This is a genomic window from Bacillus sp. FSL K6-0268, assembly GCF_038005425.1.
Taxonomy (GTDB): Bacteria; Bacillota; Bacilli; order Bacillales; family Bacillaceae_G; genus Bacillus_A; species Bacillus_A thuringiensis_S.
On record NZ_JBBOTF010000001.1, the window covers coordinates 1,100,196 to 1,123,256 of the forward strand.

Genomic DNA, 23,061 nt, shown 5'->3' on the forward strand with positions numbered 1-23,061 from the left:
TGCAAACACACAAAAACCGCCGATTATTCGGCGGTTTTGTCGTACTTGCTCAGTTTATATTGAAGCGTTTGACGAGGGATACCTAACATTTTTGCGGCTTGTAATATATTCCCTTCCGTTTCAATCAACGCTTGATCTATTAATTCTTTTTCTGTTTGATGAAGTGCTTCTCTAAGTGGCAATATGCTCTTCTTCTTCGGAAGATTCTCTTTCCGAAATGTACGCGGTAAACAATTAGCTGTTAATGTATTACCTTCTGCAATTATGACAGCATGTTCAATCGTATGTTTTAACTCCCGGACATTTCCAGGCCACTGATAAGCTTGCAGTCTATCTTTCGCTTCCTCATCAATTTGAAGTACACCTTTTTTATAACTTTTATTATATTCTTTCAAAAAATAAGATGCTAATAATAGTACATCCTCAGTTCTTTCACGAAGCGGTGGGATATATAATGAAAATACGTTTAAGCGATAATATAAATCAGTGCGAATTTTATTCTCTCGTAAACATATTTCTGGAGGCTGGTTCATTGCGGTAATAACGCGAACATCTACTTTTCTCGTCTTATTATCACCAATTCTTCTAATGACTCCATCTTCTAACACTCGTAACATTTTTGCCTGCAAATCAAGAGGCATTGAATTCAGTTCATCTAAAAATAATGTACCACCATCAACAAGTTCAAATAGCCCAGCTCTTTCAATCGCTCCTGTATAGCTTCCTTTTGTCGTTCCAAACAATAAACTTTCTAATAACGACTCTGGTAAAGCTGCACAGTTTTGTGCAATAAATGGCTTGTTTTTTCTTTTAGAAGCTTCATGAATTGCTTGTACGAACAGTTCTTTTCCTGTTCCTGTTTCACCATATATTAAAACATTTGCGTCTGTTGGTGCTACTTTTTGTGCTAGCTCTTTCGTCTGTTTAAACCGCGTATCATTTGTCACTATCGTCTCAAATGCAGCATGCTTTTTAATCAATTTTTTTCTAGATGACCGTTTTATTTTCGACTGTAAATCAACAATTGTGTCAGTAAGTTTTTGAATTGTAGAGTAATCCTTTGCAATTTCAACAGCCCCGGCAATATTTCCATCTATAAAAATAGGTAACGTCGTATTTACTGTACAAACATCTTCACCATTTAAATTTTGATAATGCTGTACTTGATGTACGATAGGTTTTTTTGTATCTAATACTTTCATCAATGTACTCGTTTCCCTTGATAAAGACGGGAACACTTCTAACAAATGCTTCCCTAACACTTTTTCAATCTTGGATCCATCGTGTTTTGCAGCTACAGAGTTATAAAATATTGTAATTCCATTTTCATCTACAGCGTGTATAGCCTCATCAATGCTGCCCAAAATCGCTTCAATGACTTCTTGTGTCGAAACTGCTAGCAATGTCATCCCCCCTTTTGCCGAAAATCCAGCAATTACATGCCGAATTTTCGGCATACCTATGTGCGATTGTAAGCATGACGATTCCGTTCTATAATTTTGATCAATTTTATATTTTAATTAGTACGGCTTTTTCGAACACCCAGCTCCACCTAACTATTTTGCTTTACAGCCGAATTTTGAGGCGGAAGTTTTACTGCTTTCGAATAGCTAGATAAATCTTTCACCCATATATTCATATCTTCCAACTTATCGAAAATGTAGCAATTATTCGCCAGTCTTCCTGTATACGTATAGCCTAATTGATGAAATGCAGCATTCATTCCGAAAGAAAGCGATCGAGCAATTGTATAGGAACAGAAAATAGATTTTTCTCGGAGCTCTTCCTCTAATTTAATTAGTAAACTTTTCATAAATCCATGTTTACGATATTCAGGTAAAGTAGCACAATTTGTTAATTCTGCATTCCCTTCTTTTATATTCATTTCTGCAGATGCTGTACTAATAATTTCCCCCTCAAATTCATACACGTAGTAAATTGTATCGTCTTCTTTCATCGTCTGTAATACATAACTCGCTTCATTTAAAGGTGTCGGATACACTTCAAATACTTTTCCGAATACAGTTGCTAATTCTTCTGCATCTTCTTCAGTCGCTTTTCTCAGCAAAAATTTCTCTGGAACTACTTTTTCTTTTATTTCTTTTCCTTTTACACCGCTTAATATAGTATCTTCCTCAGTCCAATGCATACTATTTCGTCTTTCATCATTATTATATTTCACAAAAAAGTATGCATCGTGTCCTTGAAAATAATGAGGTATCGTTGCTTCCAACAAAAAACCGAAAGAGAGCCATGTTGAAACATGCTCTCCCTTTCCTTTAATAATACATTTAGTGAAAGAATGTTTCTCTGCTAGTTCGTCAATTGTCTGTATAATACTTTCAACATTTCCTGTATAGTGGTCTACTCGGATACGTTTATTAAAATAATCTAAAACGCCTTCTACTGTATAACAATTCGTCTGTTCTCTAAAAGATTCATAGTATTTCATTTTTTCACCTCACACCAATCTAGTAATGTACATGCAATAATTTTTGCGGCAGCTATCATTTTATCAACTTCTATATACTCGTTTGGATAGTGTGCTACTTTTGTCTCTCCTGGACCAAATACTATAGTTGGTACACCTGAGATTTGTGTAAATAAACCTCCATCAGTCCCCCAAGGAGATGCTTCAATAATTGGTTCGTTCCCTTCGATTTCAACAAAGTTATGATGAAGTGCGGTAATAAGTTCATGATTTTCTTCTAATTCACCAGGAACCCATCTCGCTCCAAACCATTCTACTTCTACTGGATTTTCAACAAACCAATTGTCCACATCATTTAATTCAGCAATCCAATTCTCAAATTCTTCTTTTGCCGCCTCTATAGTCTCATTCGGCGCAACACCGCATCTTCCTTCTAAAATTAATTCATCGGGAACAGAACTTGGCCAACTCCCTCCTTCAATTTTCCCAATGTTAATTGGAATTGGAATCGGAATTCCTTTAAATAACGGATCTGTGATTCGACTATTTCTTTTCTCCTCTAGCTTTCTTACATGTTCTATAACAAACATACTTTTTTCAATTGCACTAACCCCTTCATAACGCGTTCCACCGTGTGCTGCTTTCCCTTTTACACGTAGACGAAACCACATGGAACCTTGTTGTTTCGGGAAAAACTTCATATTAGTAGGTTCTGGAATAATGACACCATCTGCCTTATATCCTCGTAATATAGTTGCTAATGTCCCTGCTCCGCCACTTTCCTCTTCTATTACACTTTGAAAATAGATGTCTCCTTTTAATTCAATGCTAGATTCAATAATCGCTTCCATCGCAAGCATGAGTGCGACATTTCCGCCTTTCATATCCGTCGTTCCACGGCCATATATACGATTTCCTATTTTCTCACCACTATAAGGATGATGTTCCCACTGATTCACATCCCCTTCCGGAACTACATCAATATGCCCATTTAATATCATAGATTTCCCGTCGCCACTTCCTTTTAAAGTTGCTACAATATTTGGGCTATCTGAAAAACTTGTACGGGGTGATACAAAATAAGGATGACCTTTCATTTTAGAAAAAGAAGGCTCCCAAATATCGAGGTCTAAACCTAATTCACGTAATTTTTCAATCACAATCGCCTGCGCACCGCTTTCATCACCAGATACGCTCTTTTCTTGAATTAATCGCTTTAAAAATTTTACACTTTCTTCTTCATGACTCTCAATATAATCACAAACTTGCTTTTTTAATTGCTCCACATATTACATCTCCCTTCATTCAATTACTAGTAAGTTAGAACTAATTTGAAAATCAGCTTCTGTATGTCGTTTTACATCTTCTACTGTGTATGGACTCATTAATTCTTGTAATATAAGTCCACTCGGAGTTACCTCCATGACCGCCATATCAGTAATAATTAAATCTACACATTTCTTTGAAGTTAATGGCAATGTACACTCTGAAACAATTTTTGCATTTCCATACTTATCAACATGATTCATCACAACAACGACCCGCTTCGCTTTTTGTGCTAAATCCATTGCTCCACCAATGCCTGGAACACGTTTTCCAGGTACAATCCAGTTTGCTAAATCACCATTTTCACTTACCTGTAATGAACCAAGAATCGTTATATCTAGCAAACCTTTTCGAATCATACCAAACGCTGTACAGCTATCGAAATAACTCGCTCCTGTTATAAGAGAAGTTGGTAAACCTGCTGCGTTACACAAATTTTCATCTTCATTCCCTTTACTTGGTGTTGGTCCCATTCCGACGATTCCATTTTCCGCATGAAACATAACATTTATATCGTCAGGCAAATGATTTGGTACAAGCGATGGTATGCCAATACCTAAATTTACAATCATGCCATTTTGTATTTCTTTCGCCGCTCGCCTAGCAATCTTATCTCTCACTTCTACGCCCATACCCATTTCCAGTTCACTCCTTCCGACGGTACAATATAATTTACGAAAACACCTGGAACGACGATTTCCTCTGGATCTAAACTTCCTAGCGGGACTATTTCTTCTGCTTCTACAATTGTTATATCCCCAGCCATTGCTACGTGAGGATTCATATTTCGTGCACTTTTGTCAAAAACAAGGTTACCAAACGGATCTGACTTTTTCGCATATACAATTGAAACTTCAGCAGTTAATGCTGTTTCAACTAAATATGTCTTACCATTCATTTCAACCGTTCGTTTTCCCTCTTCCACAATCGTATCAACACCTACATCAACTAAAATACCACCAAGACCAACACCACCAGCACGAATGCGCTCTGCTAATGTTCCCTGCGGAGAAAACTCAATTTGTAATCTTCCCTCGTTTAGTTGCCTTCCTGCATTTGGGTTGGAGCCAATGTGAGAAGTAATTAGTGATTTAACTCTTTCATTTGTAACAAGACGACCGATACCTACATCAGGAAATCCAGTGTCATTTCCAACCAAATTTAAATTTGTAACGCCTTTTTCTAAAATTGCCTGTATTAAAGATGGAGGGGATCCAATCCCTCCAAATCCCCCAAACATTAATGTCATATCATCATGGAACAAAGAAATTACTTCCTCAATTTCTTTTAATTTACCGAATGTATTTGTAATAGTTGTCATGCGATACTATGCCCTCCTTTTTGCATCATCTCTTCCACACTTTTAGAGAAAATTGAAAGTAATTCATCTAACTCGGAATATGTAGTTGTCATTGGCGGTGCTACTAGCAGTGCACTATCTTCTTTTCCTGCTTGCCCTGAAACTGCTTGGTATAAAAGCAGGCCATTTTTAGCTGCAACCGAAATAAGCTCCGACGCTTTTGTAAACGGTTGCAATTCTACTCCAATTAGCAACCCTTTTCCGCGCACATCAGCAATGATTGTCGATTGTTGTTGAACTTTCTGTAAGCCTTTTATTAAATATTCTCCCTTTTCTGCTGTTTTTTCAGGGAGATTATGTTTCTCCATATATTCAATAACAGCTAAAGCCGTTGCTGCAGACAATGGATTTGCACTTAACGTATGACCGCTCATTACTGAACGTGATCCACGTAATATTGGTTCCATAACACGATCACTTACAACTGTCGCTGCCATCGGTGTATATCCCGCTCCTAGCCCTTTACCAAGTGTCATAATATCAGGTTCTACACCCCAATGCTCCATCGCAAACCATGCTCCCGTACGACCAAGCCCAGTCATTACTTCATCCGCAATAAATAAAATATCGTAATGGTTGCAAATATCTTTAATGACTTTATAATAGTCTTTTGGCGGAACAACCGCGCCTCCAGCTGCTCCGATAATCGGCTCAGCAATAAAAGCAGCAATATGCTCTGCACCAATTCTTTCAATTGATCTTTCTAATTCAGTCGCACATGCCAGCTGACAAGTTGGATATACCTTTTGAACAGGACACCTGAAACAATATGGAGCTGGTATAGTCGGATAATCTTCCAAAATAGATACGAAACGTTGTCTACGTAGTGGGTGACCAGACATCGATAACGCACCCATCGTAATACCGTGATAACTCATCCATCTCGATAAAATTTTATGCTTACCTTGAATACCTCGCTCTTGAAAATGCTGAATTGCAATTTTCATAGCTGTTTCATTTGCTTCCGTACCACTATTTACAAAGAAACTCCAGTTCAAATCTCCTACACTTAAATCACTTAACTTCTTCGCTAATTTTTCAGCTGGTTCACTCGTAAACTGTGATCTATAAACAAAAGCAATCTCCTCAGCTTGCTTTTTAATAACGTCTGCAATCTCCTTTACGCCATGCCCAATACCTGCCGTAATTGCTCCTGACGAACCATCAAAATATTTATTACCATTTTGATCATACAAATAAACACCTTTTCCATGTGAAATCATTGGATACGGCTGACCAACAAGTGGTTTAATTAAGTAATCGCGCATAGCGCTCCCCCATTTCTCCAATTTGTATATATATATGAAGAAAATTGACGTTTCTTTCATAAAAAAGAATCCTCTGCAAAAGCAGTGAATTTATCAAAAAACTATTATAAAATATACAAATGAGTGCTTAAAAATACCTATAAAACAGAAAATTCAGAACTTAAAAATGAAGACCAACCCTTTTCTATACGCCCAAGTAACCCTCCCTTTTATATGAAATGACTACATCACCAAATGTTTTTATAGCATAATGCCAGCTGCCCTCAAATGCCGACATTCTGTACACTTCGACGGAACTCCCGTTAAACTCCTTCCTATTATCCTACTTTAAATTGCATATTTTAAAACAAATTTCGACAACGCTACACCTTTCTAATCAGTTCAGATTCATATTTAATATGTAAATTTTTCATTTTTAAACTATAAAAAAAGAACCGATTAACCACATTAATCAGTTCGTCATGACGCTCTCTTATGGGTTAATACTGTCAATTGCTAAAATAAATAGAAAAATCAAGTTTACAAATTCATCCTACAGCCTATAACACAAAACCTTTTCATAACTTCATTCACAATTACTATCAGGATATCCCTATCCCGAAGTGGCACCCCTTTCCTCAGATTCAAACTACCTTTCCTTTATAATTTATGTAGGACAATTATCACTTTGTATGTGTATTTGCCTATAATTAAAAAAAACCCTAGTTTTCTAGCGATTGCTGGACATGTATTCAATATGTTATTGAAATGCACTTTCAATTTGGCATTTATTTTACTTTCGTGCAATCATATGTACTGCTTTACTCTGCAAAATACTCGTAAGCACAAGCACCTCTTTATGACAACATATTTGTTGTAAATTTTTAATTTTCCCCTTTATAAAATCATTTTTTCGCATAACCGCTTTCTTGCTTCGCATATAATTTTAATGATGACAAAGGAGGAATGTTCATGTCTCAATCTGAAATTGAAAAATATGGACAAGAAGTTACGCAATACGAACAGCTCGCACGTTACTATCAGTTTCGTAATCCTAAAAAATATATAGAATTATATATGAAATATTGCGATGCACTTTCAAAACTTGTACAGGCGCATGAAACAAGGGATTCACAAGAAGCTACTTTACCGTCACATATAAGAATTTTTCATGCCGATCCAAATATACCGGCGGTTGACATTTTAGTAAACGGACAAAAAGTTATTAAAAATATTTCATTTAAGCAATTCAGCCCTTATTTATCATTAGTACAAGGTAAATACCGTATAGATATTGTCCCTGTCGGAAATGAAACTCCAATCTTTTCAGCATTGGTACCAATAATGGGAAATCATACTTATACTCTTGCTGCAATAAATAGTGATAATCACCTACAATTACAACCTATACTTGATAATACACATTTACCAGCTGGTCAAGCCAAAATACGCTTTGCACATTTCTCTCCAGATACCCCTGTTGTAAATGTCGATTTAAAAGATGGAGATCATTTATTTGAAAATGTACTCTTTAAACAGATAACAGATTTTTTGCAAGTTAGCCCCGGTACAGCGGATATTGAAATTTCACTCGCAAATAATAAAAACGTTTTATTGACTATACCGAAATTCAATGTTGAACCAAATGTTATTTATACAATTTCAATAGTAGGTTATTCAACTAAAGATCCTAAATTAGAAGCCGTTATACTCACAAATTAAAACAGTCTACACCATTCATTTGGTGCAGACTGTTTATTTTTGAAATGCAATTTGAAATTCTGTCCAATCGTTATCTGATCGACACATAATGGACCCATTATGTTTTTCCACAATTTGTTTACATACAAATAAGCCAATACCAGTTCCTAACTTTTTAGTAGTTACAAACGGTTCAAAAATCGTTTCTACATTTTCAGCTGGAATCATTGGTCCATTATTTTTTATCACAATTCGAATAGCTTGATCTTCTTCAAATACATCAATGATAATTTTTCGTTCTTCTTTCATTGATTCAAGAGCATCAATTGAATTCATTAATATGTTTAAAAATACTTGTCTCACTTCACTTCGATAACCAACAAGCGGAATTGGATACGGTAAATTCTTTTCAATTGAAACATTCGCATTGACCAAACTCGGATATAAGAATTGTATAATGTCTTGAAACAAGTCATTAAGCCAAAACCGTTCCGATTCATTCCACATTTCTTTTTTCGATACGAGTAAAAATTGCGAAATACGAAAATTTAATTGATCTAATTCATGCGAAATAATATCTAAATACGATAAACTCGGATGATCTGCCTTTAATAGTTTGACAAATCCCATAATGGAAGTAAGCGGATTACGAAATTCATGTACAAAACTAGCTGACATTTGCCCTAAAATCGTCAGCCTTTCTTTATGTGTTTCATTAATATATTGCTGTTTTTCCTCTAAATTCTTCGATATAATTTCCGAGTATTTTAAAACGGTATAATAAATTAATTTGTCAAAACAAGTATGTATTTTTGCCATAATTGGTTTCAATTCACGAGCGCTAACATCTAATTCACACATCGCTTCGAAAAGTTCATTTCTTCCCACGTTTGCGTTATAAACAAAATCTCCAATATTCGCATCTGCTCCAGCACGTTCAATAGCAATTTTCTCGCATAACGGTTGAAGATAATTTATATCTTTATCTTCCATAGTAAGTTCGATAATCAACTCTAGTAAATCCTCTCCATTTTGAACTACTTCTAGTTTAAATGGATCTTTTTCGGAAATTATCATTTTGTTTTTCCAGTTCTCTACGAATTGGTGCCTATTGTTTTTCAAGTGTGAACAAAATATTTCTTTAATATCCTTATCGATTGGAAAAACCTCCATTCCCTCCATTTCCATACGACGAATACCCTTTATATTTTGAATATTAACACAAAAAAGATGATTCGTTAATAGATTTTTGTCACATTTTGTTAATTTCTGTTGATAAAATTATTTTTTTCTTTCTTATTTAACTAATTGTATGCAAATACCCTTTTTCCTTCACACATTTTCATTATTTCCGTAGTCAACACGACTTTTTTTTGCATCATTTTTAATTCTTGCGTACAATAGAAAATGAAAGGTGTGAAAAATATGGTAAATAAAAATGTGGAAGATTATCTCCAAGAAGGCATTTACGGCCAAAAGCAAAACAAACCAGAAGAACGTAATATGTATTTAACTACATTACGTGAGCGTGTAGAAATCGCTTTAACGATCGGTCAAGTAATGCAAAGTAATGTATACTCTGAAGTGGCGGGTAGCATGCGCTCTTCTCAATCATTACAACTCCTCCTAAATGGTGGCATTGCTTACCCACATTTATCAAAATACATTAAATTAGCAAACGAAAAAAATGTTCCTTTTACAATTGTTCAAAATAAAGATACAAAAACACCAATCGGTTTAGTATTAACTCATGCTACTGCTGTAGATAAAGAACAAATTTATGTAGAAGATACTATTTTCAAACAAGAAATGAAGTAAAAGTTACACTTAATTAAATAGTTACTAGAAGCGTAAAAAACGAGTATGGAATCGTAAACATTTCCTACTCGTTTTTTAGCGCAAAGTTTAAGTTTTTCTAATTTATTTTTTAATACATACTAATTTCATTTCTGTCATTTCTTCTATTGCATATTTAATTCCTTCGCGCCCCGTGCCACTTTCTTTCACACCACCATAAGGCATATGATCTACTCTGAACGTTGGAATATCATTAATCATGACACCACCAACCTCTAACTCATCGATTGCACGCATTGCTTTAAATAAATTATTTGTAAATACTCCTGCCTGTAAGCCGTAACGCGAATTATTTACTTGCTCAATCGCTTCATCAAATTCTTTAAATGTATTTACTGTCATGAGTGGACCGAATACTTCTTGGCACTGCACAGATACATGATTTGGAACATTTGTTAATACAGTCGGTTCAAAAATTCTTGCATCCCGCTTCTTACCACCGTATAAAATAGTTGCTCCTTCCTTGATTGCTTCTTGAACCCACATATCAATTCGCTCTACATCTTTTTTTGAAATTAAAGCTGATACATCCGTTTCTTCAAGCAGTGGATCACCAACAACTACTGATTCCATCGCTTTCTTTAGCTTCGAAAGAAATTCATGCATTTTCGTTTCATGTACAAAAACACGTTGTATGGAAATACAAACTTGCCCATTATTAACAAATGCTCCCCATTTTACACGTTCAATGATTTCATCTGTTAACTCTACATCTTCATCAATTATAACAGCAGCATTTGATCCTAGTTCTAACGTAACTCGTTTTAACCCAGCCTTTTGTTTTATTCCGATTCCAACTTTTGGACTTCCGGTAAAAGTAATAGAAGCAACATAATCATTTTTAACGATTGCCTCACCCACCGTGGAGCCAGGACCAGAAATGATATTTAAAGCTCCATTTGGCAATCCTGCCTCTTCAAATAACTCAACTAATGCATAAGATGATAATGGCGTTTGATCAGCTGGCTTTAACACAACTGTATTTCCGGCAGCAATTGCAGGTCCAACTTTATGCGCAACTAAATTTAATGGGAAATTAAATGGTGTAATAGCCCCTATTACACCAATCGGCTTTCGGATTGTATATGCAATACGCCCATCCGCACCAGGTGCGGCGTCTAATGGCAATGTCTCACCATATATACGCTTCGCTTCTTCAGCTGCAAATTTGTATGTTTGAACAGTACGATCCACTTCTCCCCTAGCAGCACGTATTGGTTTTGCAGCTTCTTTTGCAATAATCTCTGCAAATTCTTCTCTTCTTTCATCCATTTTTTGTGCAACCTTCTCTAAAATAATCGCACGATCATATGCGGATAATTTATTCATTTTTGTCATTGCATTTTTTGCAGCAATAACAGCCTCTTTTACATCTTCTTCCGTTCCTTGTGCAATTTCTGCTAATATTTCTTCAGAATATGGTGCGTATAATGGTTTATACGTGTTTACAGATTTCCAATCTCCATTTATATATAAATGCTTTTTCATACTTCTTCTCCTTCCAAATATATGTATACAACAATAATTCACCTAGTGAAAGGTCTGGCTTATGTCATTGTATCATAGCCCCTATCCCTCAAAAAACATTATGCTCAAAAAAACTCTGCTATTTAGCAGAGTTTACGAGCTAATTTGCTCTTGTAATGAAATTTGTTTTTCATCTTCTAAAATAACAATCGATTCTACTATCTTTGTAACTTCCAATCTTTTTATATAGTGTCCATCTAATTCTTTCACACAAAACTTATAATTTTCAATTTCAATGGAATCCTCTTCAGCAATCTCTATATTCTTCGTTAAAATCCAACCACCAATTGTATCAACACCATCATCATCAATCCCTAAACCAAATAACGTATTCACTTCACTAACAAGTACTTTTCCCTCTAGTATCGTCTTCGTTTCACTAACTTGTTGAATTTCTGGCTGCTCATCCGTATCAAACTCATCCTGAATATCTCCAACAATTTCTTCCAGAATATCTTCAACAGTAACAAGTCCAGATGTCCCACCATATTCATCTATCAATATAGCAATATGTGTTCTTTCTTTTTGCATTTTTAAAAACAAATCATGAATTGGGATAGAATCGATAACTAAAATAATTGGTCTCATATATTGCTCTACTGTCTTTTTATTAACAACTTTATGTTGTACAAACTCAGTAAAAATATCTTTAAAATTCACAAAACCTATTACGTGGTCTTTATCGCCATCAACAACTGGATACCTTGTATATTTTTCACGAGACATTTTTTGCAAAGCTTCTTCAGCAGGCATTTCTTTACTTATAATATTCATTTCGGTTCGAGGTACCATTATTTCTTTTGCAATCCGATCATCAAATTCAAAAATTTTATTTACATATTTATATTCAGATTGATTAATTTCACCATTTTTATAACTCTCTGAAACTAACAACCGTAATTCTTCTTCTGAATGAACCTCATCATGCCCCTTCGGCGGTTTCAACCCTAGCAGCTTCGTAATGATTCGAGCTGAACCATTTAATATCCAAATAAATGGGAATGCAATACGATAAAAGAAAATTAACGGCTTAGAAACAAGCAAACTTACTTGTTCAGATTTTTGAATTGCAAATGTTTTTGGGGCCAATTCCCCTATTACAACATGTAAAAAAGTAATTAAAAAAAATACTAAAATTACAGCAAAAATGTCTGCTAGTTGAGTAGAGATATTCCAATTTGCAAAAAGCGTATCAAACATTTGCTTTAACGCAGGTTTACCAAACCACCCAATTCCTAAAGCTGTAACAGTAATTCCTAGCTGACAAGCAGATAAATATTCGTCTAAGTTTGTAATGACTGTTTTGACCGATGTTGCACGATTATTTCCTTCTGCAATTAAATAGTCAATTCGTGAACTTCTCACTTTAACAATTGCAAATTCTGCTGCAACGAAAAATGCCGTTAAGGCAATTAAAACAATCACTATACTTATACTATATATGTCCAAATACTTTTCCTTACTTACATTGTAAGCAAGGAAGCCACCTCCTACTTAATTATATTCAAGTGAAGTAAGCATTCTAATACTCTAACAAAATTCTACATTAGCAACCACCTTTTTATATATTATATGCATACATAAAAAAGATATTTATCATTATGATAATCTAATTCATTTACACTAGTCAAATTATTCTAAATGTTACGATAAAACATTTTTATTTAAACGAACTATTCTTCTCAACTCAATTTCGTGAAAAAACACTTTCTTTGCCGATTCCACACTTCTTTTGTCGCACTAGAAGGGAACTTACTTCATAGCTCGAAATCATTCAACAGGATATATATAGGAGGGATTATTTTGGAATATAAAACACCATTTATCGCAAAAAAATTAGGTGTTAGCCCAAAGGCTGTTGTCCGGATCGCGCAACAATTAAATCTTACGATAGAAAAAAACAAATATGGCCACTTTATTTTCACACAAGATGATGTCGATCAAATGTTAGAACACCATCTATTTCAAATAGAGCAGTCTCAAAATCCTCAACCTACTCAAAAGGCTTCCTCAAATGAGGTTGAAGAATTAAAAACTCAAGTCAATACAATTGTTCAAAACATATCATCGAATGATTTTGAGCAATTAGCTAATCAATTAAACACTATTACAAGAAGGCTCGATCGAATGGAAGAACAAATGCAAGATAAGGCAAATGATGTCGTCACGTACCAACTTTTACAACACCGTCGTGAAATGGAGGAAATGTTAGAGCGAATTCAAAAGTTAGAAGCTGCGCTAACGAAAGAAGAACCCATTTATATTACTCCTGATTCAAAACCAACATACGAACGAGAAAAGAAACCGAAGCGCCGCAAAATGATTTTTAGTATATTTGGATTATAATTTTTAGACCCTTATTAAAATAATAAGGGTCTTTTTTAATGAAGAGTTATATCTTATAAAAATATTATTCTCTTTATTATACATATTCACTTCGTTTTATTTCGTTAACATAATATTTTTACTGTATTCTGCAATTAATGCCTGTGCATGAGCATTCCCTTGAATCACATCACGAAATTCTTTTAAAGAATACAAATGCGTAACCCCTTTTCGAGCATGAATTCTTACTGGTACACCTTGTAAAGTATCATGAAACTGAAATGGATTATCTATCGGTTCAATTGGAAAACCGAGTGTAAGTAAATACATATACATTCTTTTTGTCACTGCTGCAATGTACCATTCAGCTTTTGTTTCTAACGCATGTATAAATAAAATAGCTGTTAACCTTTTGAAATGTCCTCTCCCACGAGATGTTTTCGAAATACTTAACTTGCCTATTTCATACACATTCTTCAAATCTTTTACTAAATCATTTTTAGAAAACGGATAGAAAAACTCAGAATTTGATTGTTCAGGTACCGTATACTTAATACATTCTACTGTACCAATAGGATGTTCATCTTCTATTAATAAAAATCGTGATGGATTTAAATTACGTTCTACAAACATTAAGTTTCTTTCTTCACAAAAATCTCCCCATAGTTGCTCGAACCCAAAATGTTCTTCCTTTGTTTGAACACGCTGGAACATATTTAACCGCCTTTCCCATCGCCGCTCTGTTTTTGATAACGCTTTCACTATCTATCATATAAGAACAAATCTTCGTATGCAACTAAAAATATTTATGACTTATTATATTCTGCAAAGTGAATTAGATTCCAATTTAATCGACTTTTATCCCGCGCTCACATTCCTTTTAATAACACATTCGTATCACTTTTCAAACCTAAATTACATTATGTTTCTTTCCATACAGCATATAATTCTTCTTAATCTAAAAAAATCCTTTATGAAAAAGGATTTCTTTTACTTCTGAATGCTTTTTAACCATTTTTCAAAAATTTGTACCATCCCATGTTTTCCAGCTAATTTCTCTTCCCCTTGTTTCGTCTTATATGGATATAACTGCAAGAAAACACCGCATCCAGACTCAATTTTTTTACTATGCATATGGCTTCCTGGATATACACAAATGACTTCATAAATTGACCTTCGATAATAGACTCGCTTTCCATCCTGTTCTTCTACATACTTTATAGACCAGTACTTATACATTTGCTCAGTTGCTTTTGTATTTCCGACATGCTGAAAAATATTGTACATTGGACTGTATTTCACTTCAATAATAATAGAAGATTTATATACGTAGTTCCCATCTTCTTTTACATAACAGTCTAAGCGAATATCTGGCTTCTTCGTATCCTCACCATTGTAAAAATTACTACCTTTACTTAATGCAATAAGAGGATGTGTTTCAATTAAATCATTAAATGCGACATGCACCTTTATATCATCTCGTTCTAAAACTACTGTCGTTCCATCTTGTAATCCATCTACATAAAAATGTTCTTGTATTTGTTCACGAATTGAGTTTCTAGCCTCAAAACCAATTTGCTCTAAAATTGAAATAACGATAAAAAAAGCGTAATATTCATACACTAAAAACGTTGGCTTATAAACAAATAATAACGATGGAGATTGATCCGTATATTGCGGGAGTACTTCTAAATGATGTAGTAATTGTTGATGTGGTATCGGTAAATCATGTAAGTTCATGTTACTTGTTTCAGTAACTTCCCTCCAAAACGAAGAGTGCATTAACATTTGAAAGTATTGTACATTTTCATGCACGATATGCGCCAATATTTTATATTCTTGTATTTTCATTGAGCTCTTTCGTAAATCGGCTTCTTTTAGTAAATGTATATTTTTATATTTTTGCTTCTCTCTATCGGTTACCGATCCATTTCGCTCAATTGTTTGTATAATCGTTTTTACGGCTTGAAACTCTTCTGATTTTTTCTTTTTTTCTCTTTCTAAGATTTCAATTGTTTGACGTAAAAAACTTTTAGCTTCAATTAAATAATGATAAAATTGCATCGCTTTATATTTAAGAAATGCATTTTCCTTACTATTTTTTTGTTCCATAAACTTACGATTATAATGTTTGGCATAAGGTTTTCTTTCTGCCACTATAGTTCCTCTTCTTGTTGGCTTTCGCTCTTTTCCTTCCCATTTATATGCATTTATAAATTTTGAACTTGATTCTATTTTCTTAAAGATTTGCTTTATCATTTTCATTTTTTGGGGTAACTTTCTAAGCAACACTAAATAAGAAGAATCCTCAATATCGCTAAGTGCAGAGAAAGTCTTTTTATAATAACCTCTATCCAAAATCAACTCATTTAAAATTGACTTCACATAGTCTTGAATCATTTCAAATTGATCATCAAAAAAGTTTTTCGGTACGATTTGAAAAGCGCCATAATACGTTGTATCTTCTATGCGCACTTCAAAATGGTATAAACCGCAGCGCCATGGATAAAAGAATTCTGTTTTCCCATGTTCATATATTAATACTCTTTGTTTTTTTTCATTTATTTCATATTGAGCCTCTTTTATATTTTTCTGTCCCTCATATACTTTATTCCATATAAAAGTAATATTCATTGGGATTTCATAATTATACTGCAATCTAATTGGTTTTAATTCTTGTACTTTATAAATACATTGAACCAATGCTGTAGTAGATGTACAAAGACGATTTAATAAAATATAATCTCCTTTCCCCTCATTTCCAATGATTAACTTTAATACAAAAGGGAGCGTTTCATTCGTATCAACGATTTTTGTTTCGTAACGCCCTTCATTTTGCATATCCATACAGCTCCAGTTCCCTACGTTTTTCTCGTATATATGCTAAAGAATGTTCAAATGTAGATACTCTGTTTGCAAGTGCAGATTGCAAAAGAGGTACTAAGGTCGCTCCCCTTTTGGCTTCTTCAGAAAGTAAAGACCCAACCATCATTTCGGTCCCTCTGATTTTCGTTAATACACGCTGCTTTATTTGTAAATCAAACCCCTCTTCTCTACTGATCATATAGGTATGGTTATTTTGGAACGGTATGTTTTGCAAATAAGTCGCAATTGCATTTGCACATCGGAAAGAAATTCCCTTAGACGCATCATGTGATGACAATACGACATGCAACTTATCTAATAGCTCTAATTCTTCTTCAGAAAACACTTCAATCATCGCTTTATTTCTCATCCAATTTATCCGAAATTCTCCCGCTGTTACTTTCAAAGGTGGGTGTAATACGACTTTCCCCTGTTCCATGCCCATCTCACAAAACGGAATTTTCTGTAACGTTATTAGGTTCGTTCGGTCTAATAATCGATCGGAGAGCTCTTTCGTTGTTTCATCAAAATTCACAGTACCTACAAATATAATATTTTCTCCAATTTCAATTGTTGATGGAATTGAATTCTCAATGTCCTGAACACCCTCATACAAGTTTAAAATACGATTTTTTGTTTCAAGTTGAAGAACAGAGAGAAATGGAGTAAACCAATGCTCAATATGAGACATGTTCATTTCATCAAAAACGATTATATACAGTTGATTTTGATTTTCTTTCGCCTTCATTAACGTCCTAACTAACTTCGTTTCACTTTCAATAAAAGTACCATTCGGATGAAGGTAACCAAGTAAATCATGTGGTTCTTGATACGATGGCGAAATTGGAATCCAAACCAATTCCTCCCCATACCGTAACCCTAATGCTTCTGCATAAGTTTGCACAAAACGTGATTTCCCAACGCCCGGTATACCACCAAGAATCGTTAATATATTTGTTTTTACACTTATATGGAAATTATAAATATCCGTTTCATCCAAATATAGCCCTTTATTATGCACCATACTTTGTACATACTGTAAAAAGGACGATTCACGCTCATCCCATTCCCATTCCTCTTTTTGCACTTTTATATCCTCTACTTCAACTATCTTACCTTCTTCATGCATTCGTTTTTTTAATTGCTCATACACATGATCACTTACAAAATATAATTGATCTTCTACCGCTATTTCTACATACTTCGTCCAGTCACTGCAGTTTATATATTTACATTCCCGTTTCTGTTCAAAATATGCGATTGAGCTAATTGATGACTTTAAGGATATGTTTCCGTACAGTCTTCCATCATGCCACAATAATTCGGGAGGCTCAAAGTCTTTCGGAAATTTTGGCATAAGAAATGATAAATAACCGTTGCTAAGTTTTCGTTCTAAAGACTCTCTTTTTTTATTATTTGTAACTTTAGGTGCCGGAATCATTTTATAGCTGCTTGCTATTTCTTTCGGTTCTTCTGTACATATTAACTCCACGTATACATTTCCTCTTTCATAATAAAGACGAAACATCACTAATTGCTTTTCTAATTTCCTCTTCTTTAATTCCGAAAAGATTTTTTCATTCTTTTTATTACTACATACCCCTTCAAATACATATGGTTCATTTGCAAATTGTTCCTGTAAAGTGAATGGTATTGGCGATAAGCATTGTACAAAGAAATTCTCTCCACTCTTCTCTTTCTCAGCTTTTGTAAATTTCCCTAAAAATCTCATATAGTACATTCGTTTTATAAAACTTGGCTGAAGAGCTTTATGTAATCTCACCTTAGTCACCTTCTTTTTTCATACTATTCTTAGTGTATGAAAGAAACGAAAAACTAGAAATAAAAAACCTGACGTTATCCGCCAGGTTCAAAATTAAAACGTATATTAATGAGAAGGAAATGCTTTTTTCTCTTGTAAAATTGCATTATGAGCAATTTTCATTTTAGCAAGTACGTAACGTAATCGATCTTCAGCATTTTCATCTTTACTTTTTTGTAATTCCGCCAAATTTTCAACAGAACTTGCTAAATTTTCAATGACTCCTCTCAATTCAGGATGATGATTAAAAAAAGATTCTTGCACTAATACTTTCCTTAACTCACTAGCTAAATCAATTATTCTAGACAACTGTTCTTTTTCTTCCATTCTCATCCCTCCTGAATATCTTATGTAGTAAATATTCTCTAAACAAAGAAAAAAGCCCTTTAAATAAAAAGGACTTTTTACATTTTTATATTTCCAGTTAATAACATATACAGGGATGTGATAGCCGCAACAATAATTGCCCCCATCACATATCTCTCTGCACCTGCAAAACAACGGTTCCCTTGTTCTTTTCTTGCAAACGTGTAAACAATAATTCCAATTCCATACACAATTGAAACTAGTAGTAAATTCTTTAAACCAGCTGCATAAAGAAGCCATACAGAGTAAATCGAAGCAATTAAAGCTAACGCTCCATTTTTTAATTTAGCGTCTTTTAGCTCGTTTGTAATGACTAATTTTAATTGGAATAACGCTGATAATAAATATGGTAATAAAATTGATGTTGATGCAATGAAATACATAATTTGATATGTTGATTCTGAAAACAGAACGATGATAAATATAATTTGAGCAACACCATTTGAAATCCATAATGCCATGTGCGGTGTTTGCTTTTTATTTGTTTTCGTAAAGACTTTTGGAAATACGCCATCTTTTCCTGCTACATGAGAAATTTCAGAAACAAGTAAAAACCAGCCAATTAATGTACCGACAAGTGAAGCAACTAACCCGATATTAATCGCACCTGCCCCCCATGGACCAACAACATGCTCTAATACATGTCCCATTGACGGAGTTTCTAACACAGAAAGTTCGCCTCTTGTCATAGCTCCCATTGATAGGACAGAAATTAAAATATAAATGGACATTACTAAAATAAGCCCCATTACTGTTGCCTTACCAACGTCTCGGCTATTTTTCGCTCTTCCGGATAATACAACCGCTCCTTCAACTCCAATGAAAACCCAAAGTGTTACAAGCATTGTATTTTTCACTTGACCAAGTATAGCAGAAAGTGAGAAGGTTCCTTCTCCCCAAAAATCATGTGTAAATGTGTCCCAGCGAAATGCTGTTACCATTACAGCGATAAATAGTACGATTGGAACTAACTTTCCTATTGTTGCGATAACATTCATAATAGAAGCTTCACGAATTCCAAATAAAATTAGAAAGTGAAGTGTCCATAATAAAAGTGATGCCCCAACGATTGACGCAACATTATTTCCTCCTTTAAAAATTGGGAAGAAATAACCTAATGTACTAAACAGTAACATAATTGTTGCGACATTACCTAAGATTCCTGCTAGCCAATATCCCCAAGCACTATTAAACCCAATATATTCACCGAAACCAGCACGTGCATAACTATAAATTCCACCTTCAAGTTCCGGTTTTTGTCTTGCTAACGTTTGATATACGAGCGCAAGTGGAATCATTCCCATCGCTGTAATACACCAGCCAATTATTATTGCGCCACTGTTTGCTCCTACTGCTAAATCATGCGGTAAACTAAAAACACCGCCACCAACCATCGTTCCAACTACTAATGCGATTAATGGAAAGAATCCTAATTTCTTTTCTATTTGTACCACCCCATCTGTCATTCTAGGTGTTATGTTCGTTCAACTATTAAAGTCACCTTTTTCTCTAATAGACGTTTCTCTTATATTTTTTCAGGAAAACATTACTTATTCTAAAAGAAAATGAACAAAAATGGAATACTTTTTTGAAAAAATGTATAAGTATGCACAAAAAAACCGCTCATTTTGTAATGAACGGTCATTTCAAACATATAAATTTGTATATTTCTTGTAAATTTAACGAAGTAAATTCTCTTTTTGTAAAAATTGTTTTGCGACTTCTTCACTACTTTTACCATTCACATTAACTTCATAATTCATTTTTCGCATTTCTTCATCTGTAATCTTTCCAGATAATTTATTTAATACCTTTTCAAGTTCAGGATATTTCTGTAACGTTTCTTTTCTTAATAATGGTGCTCCTTGATAAGGTGGGAATAACCCTTTATCATCTTTTAGCACTTTTAGTCCGTATTGCTCCAATTCACTATCTGTTGAATATGCATCAATTACGTTAACATCTCCAGATTGAATTGCGCTATAACGCAGCTTCGGCTCCATCGTTTTAACATTCGAGAACTTATAGTTATATAATTTTTGCATTCCTTTATAACCATCTTCACGATCAGCAAATTCCAATGTAAATCCTACTTTGGCTTCCTGCGCAACATTCCCTAAATCAGAAATAGTATTTATATTCTTTTGATCTGCTATTTTTTTCGGCATGGCTAGTGCATATGTATTGTTATACTCCATTGGCATCAACATAATCATATTATATTTCTTTTCCAGTCCAACGCGAGCCTGCTCATATACTTCATCACGATTTGTACTCTTTGGTTCTTCTTTCACGAAAGTAGATAGCGCTGTTCCTGAAAATTCTGGGTACACATCTACTTCACCTGATTTCAACGCTTCAAATACAAATGCTGTTTTCCCAAGACCTGGTTTTAATTGTACGTGTAAATCGGTATCTTGTTCAATAAGCTGCTTATACATTTGAATTAAAATTTCAGGTTCTGATCCAAGTTTGCCCGCAATAACAATATCTTTCTTTTCTGTACTCCAAAGAAATGGAGAAGCAATCATTACTACAACTATACATATCGTCAATATAACACGCTTAGAAGAGCGTTTCGGTCGTTCAAGTATGCGAAGTACTATATCAAAGAATAAAGCGAGTAACGCGGCTGGTACGGCCCCTAAAATGATAAGTGCATGATCATTTCGATCTATACCTAATAATATAAGCTTACCTAGCCCACCAGCACCAATGAGAGCTGCTAATGTAGCCGTTCCAACAATTAATACCATCGCTGTACGAATACCGGCCATAATGATAGGCAATGCAAGAGGAAGTTCTACCTTCCACAACCTTCTCCAACTATTCATCCCCATAGCTCTCGCGGCTTCTATTAGTGATTCATCTAATTCCCTTATTCCTGTATATGTATTTCGTAAAATAGGTAATAGTGCATACACAACTAATGCGATAATCGCTGGAAGTTTTCCGATTCCTACTAACGGAATTAATAGTCCGAGTAATGCAAGTGATGGCACTGTCTGCATTACCGCAGAAGTTCCTATTATAAATTCAGCCATTCGTTCTTTTCTTGTTAATAAAATGCCAAGTGGCACCGCTATAATTACTGCAAAAAATAGTGAAATAAGCGATATTTGTAAATGCTCACTTAATGCAGTTAGTAATTCTATTTTTCGTTCTTGGAACGTTTGTATAAAATTAGTCACTGTTTAACCTCTTTCCTTCATTTGTTCAACAATGTAATTGACAATATGACGACTTGTTAACGCTCCAATATATTGACCGTTTTCTTCAACTGGAACGACCTCCTCGTCACGCACACGAACTAGCGCTTCTTCTAAAGAAGAATGTAATGATAGTGCCTGCCCTTCTAATTGCACACTTTGATCAAGCGGCAATACATCTGCTACACTTTTCTCCTCATACCAAGTTCGTCCACGATTTCCAATGAACTCCTCTACAAATTCATTTTTCGGATTATGTATAATTCCTTCTGGTGTATCTAGTTGAACAACTTTTCCTTCTTTCATAATACAAATGCGATCTCCAAGTGATAATGCTTCTTGCATATCATGTGTTACGAACACGATTGTTTTTTGAATCTTTTTTTGCAACTGTACAATATCCTTCTGAAGCTGTTCCCTACTTAATGGATCTAACGCACTAAATGGTTCATCCATAAGAACGATTTTCGGGTTTGCGGCTAATGCTCGCACGACACCGACACGTTGTTTTTGTCCTCCTGACAATTCATCAGGCATACGATCTCGATATATATCCGGATCTAATCCAACCATATGTAACAAGTCATCGACGCGTGCTTTTATTTCCTTTTTGCTCCATTGCCTCATTTCAGGAACAACTGCAATATTTTCAGCGATTGTCATATGAGGAAACAAAGCAATCTGTTGCAACACGTATCCTATATCCCAACGTAATTCGTTTATATTATATTGTTGAATATCTTTTCCATCGATTAAAATCGACCCTTCAGTCGTTTCGATTAAACGATTAATCATCTTCATTGTCGTTGTTTTCCCGCAACCACTCGGACCGATGAGAACAAAAAATTCTCCCTTTTTAATTTCTAAATGCAATGAATCCACTGCTTTCGTGCCATCTTCATACGATTTTGACACATGATTAAATTGAATCACAAATACAACTCCTTTACTGTTGTTTCCTTTATTTTGATGGAATATGGCATTCATTTCAAATGATACGCTTTTAAATTAAAAAAGAGCTCGCA

19 protein-coding genes are annotated in these 23,061 nt (G+C 34.5%); 3 read left to right on the plus strand and 16 right to left on the minus strand.

Annotated features, from left to right (window positions below; translation table 11 throughout):
• Window positions 1-23 precede the first annotated feature (23 nt).
• The 6 genes from rocR to MHI28_RS05490 all read right to left on the minus strand — a co-directional run bounded on the left by rocR (window position 24) and on the right by MHI28_RS05490 (window position 6,385).
• The gene (rocR, locus tag MHI28_RS05465) at window positions 24-1,409 is read right to left on the minus strand and encodes an arginine utilization transcriptional regulator RocR (protein WP_014895234.1); all 1,386 of its coding nucleotides are present in this window, start codon (window positions 1,407-1,409) and stop codon (window positions 24-26) included.
• A 143-nt stretch (window positions 1,410-1,552) separates the two neighbouring features.
• Entirely contained in the window at window positions 1,553-2,452 is a 900-nt protein-coding gene (ablB, locus tag MHI28_RS05470; RefSeq protein WP_017763117.1) for a putative beta-lysine N-acetyltransferase, read from the minus strand.
• Entirely contained in the window at window positions 2,449-3,717 is a 1,269-nt protein-coding gene (locus tag MHI28_RS05475) for a peptidase (RefSeq protein WP_000436695.1), read from the minus strand. Before MHI28_RS05475 ends, ablB begins: the two co-directional genes overlap by 4 nt.
• Window positions 3,718-3,732: 15 nt before the next feature.
• Window positions 3,733-4,395, minus strand: a complete 663-nt coding sequence (locus MHI28_RS05480) for a CoA transferase subunit B (RefSeq protein ID WP_000525278.1) — start codon at window positions 4,393-4,395, stop codon at window positions 3,733-3,735.
• Entirely contained in the window at window positions 4,380-5,078 is a 699-nt protein-coding gene (gene atoD, locus MHI28_RS05485; RefSeq protein WP_000208109.1) for an acetate CoA-transferase subunit alpha, read from the minus strand. The genes MHI28_RS05480 and atoD overlap by 16 nt, the downstream gene beginning before the upstream one ends.
• The gene (locus MHI28_RS05490) at window positions 5,075-6,385 is read right to left on the minus strand and encodes an aspartate aminotransferase family protein (RefSeq protein ID WP_001205879.1); all 1,311 of its coding nucleotides are present in this window, start codon (window positions 6,383-6,385) and stop codon (window positions 5,075-5,077) included. Before MHI28_RS05490 ends, atoD begins: the two co-directional genes overlap by 4 nt.
• A 951-nt stretch (window positions 6,386-7,336) precedes the next feature.
• On the opposite strand from MHI28_RS05490, the gene MHI28_RS05495 reads away from it, so the two are divergent.
• Window positions 7,337-8,086 (plus strand): DUF4397 domain-containing protein, encoded by a 750-nt coding sequence (locus MHI28_RS05495; protein WP_000083279.1) that lies wholly within the window; start codon window positions 7,337-7,339, stop codon window positions 8,084-8,086.
• 33 nt (window positions 8,087-8,119) lie between these two features.
• Here MHI28_RS05495 and MHI28_RS05500 read toward each other — a convergent pair whose 3' ends face one another.
• Window positions 8,120-9,253, minus strand: a complete 1,134-nt coding sequence (locus MHI28_RS05500) for a BA2291 family sporulation histidine kinase (protein ID WP_000425087.1) — start codon at window positions 9,251-9,253, stop codon at window positions 8,120-8,122.
• 237 nt (window positions 9,254-9,490) lie between these two features.
• On the opposite strand from MHI28_RS05500, the gene MHI28_RS05505 reads away from it, so the two are divergent.
• Window positions 9,491-9,883, plus strand: a complete 393-nt coding sequence (locus tag MHI28_RS05505) for a YueI family protein (RefSeq protein ID WP_000247560.1) — start codon at window positions 9,491-9,493, stop codon at window positions 9,881-9,883.
• A 102-nt stretch (window positions 9,884-9,985) separates the two neighbouring features.
• On the opposite strand, the gene MHI28_RS05510 is transcribed toward MHI28_RS05505, so the two are convergent.
• Window positions 9,986-11,410 (minus strand): aldehyde dehydrogenase family protein, encoded by a 1,425-nt coding sequence (locus MHI28_RS05510; protein WP_000716435.1) that lies wholly within the window; start codon window positions 11,408-11,410, stop codon window positions 9,986-9,988.
• 132 nt (window positions 11,411-11,542) lie between these two features.
• A complete protein-coding gene (locus MHI28_RS05515; RefSeq protein ID WP_000356246.1) occupies window positions 11,543-12,898 on the minus strand; it encodes a hemolysin family protein in 1,356 nt (451 codons plus the stop codon).
• Between the two features lie 354 nt (window positions 12,899-13,252).
• On the opposite strand from MHI28_RS05515, the gene racA reads away from it, so the two are divergent.
• Entirely contained in the window at window positions 13,253-13,795 is a 543-nt protein-coding gene (racA, locus tag MHI28_RS05520) for a chromosome-anchoring protein RacA (RefSeq protein WP_000456012.1), read from the plus strand.
• Window positions 13,796-13,891: 96 nt separating this feature from the next.
• Here the strand turns inward: racA and MHI28_RS05525 are convergent, their stop codons facing one another.
• The 7 genes from MHI28_RS05525 to MHI28_RS05555 form a co-directional block, all read right to left on the minus strand.
• Window positions 13,892-14,488, minus strand: coding sequence for a hypothetical protein (locus MHI28_RS05525; protein WP_000487795.1), 597 nt, complete (start codon window positions 14,486-14,488; stop codon window positions 13,892-13,894).
• A gap of 276 nt (window positions 14,489-14,764) precedes the next feature.
• Entirely contained in the window at window positions 14,765-16,615 is a 1,851-nt protein-coding gene (locus tag MHI28_RS05530) for a hypothetical protein (RefSeq protein WP_002162815.1), read from the minus strand.
• The gene (locus tag MHI28_RS05535; protein ID WP_001236573.1) at window positions 16,605-18,422 is read right to left on the minus strand and encodes an AAA family ATPase; all 1,818 of its coding nucleotides are present in this window, start codon (window positions 18,420-18,422) and stop codon (window positions 16,605-16,607) included. Before MHI28_RS05535 ends, MHI28_RS05530 begins: the two co-directional genes overlap by 11 nt.
• 105 nt (window positions 18,423-18,527) lie before the next feature.
• Window positions 18,528-18,788 carry a hypothetical protein gene (locus tag MHI28_RS05540; protein ID WP_000391447.1) on the minus strand — a complete coding sequence of 87 codons (261 nt, stop codon included), beginning with the start codon at window positions 18,786-18,788 and terminating at the stop codon, window positions 18,528-18,530.
• A gap of 77 nt (window positions 18,789-18,865) precedes the next feature.
• Window positions 18,866-20,293, minus strand: a complete 1,428-nt coding sequence (locus MHI28_RS05545) for a basic amino acid/polyamine antiporter (RefSeq protein ID WP_000129437.1) — start codon at window positions 20,291-20,293, stop codon at window positions 18,866-18,868.
• A gap of 213 nt (window positions 20,294-20,506) precedes the next feature.
• Window positions 20,507-22,018 (minus strand): ABC transporter permease/substrate-binding protein, encoded by a 1,512-nt coding sequence (locus tag MHI28_RS05550; RefSeq protein WP_000181021.1) that lies wholly within the window; start codon window positions 22,016-22,018, stop codon window positions 20,507-20,509.
• A gap of 3 nt (window positions 22,019-22,021) precedes the next feature.
• On the minus strand, window positions 22,022-22,969 hold the full coding sequence (locus MHI28_RS05555) for an ABC transporter ATP-binding protein (RefSeq protein ID WP_000614075.1): 948 nt from the start codon (window positions 22,967-22,969) through the stop codon (window positions 22,022-22,024).
• Between the last annotated feature and the right edge of the window lie 92 nt (window positions 22,970-23,061).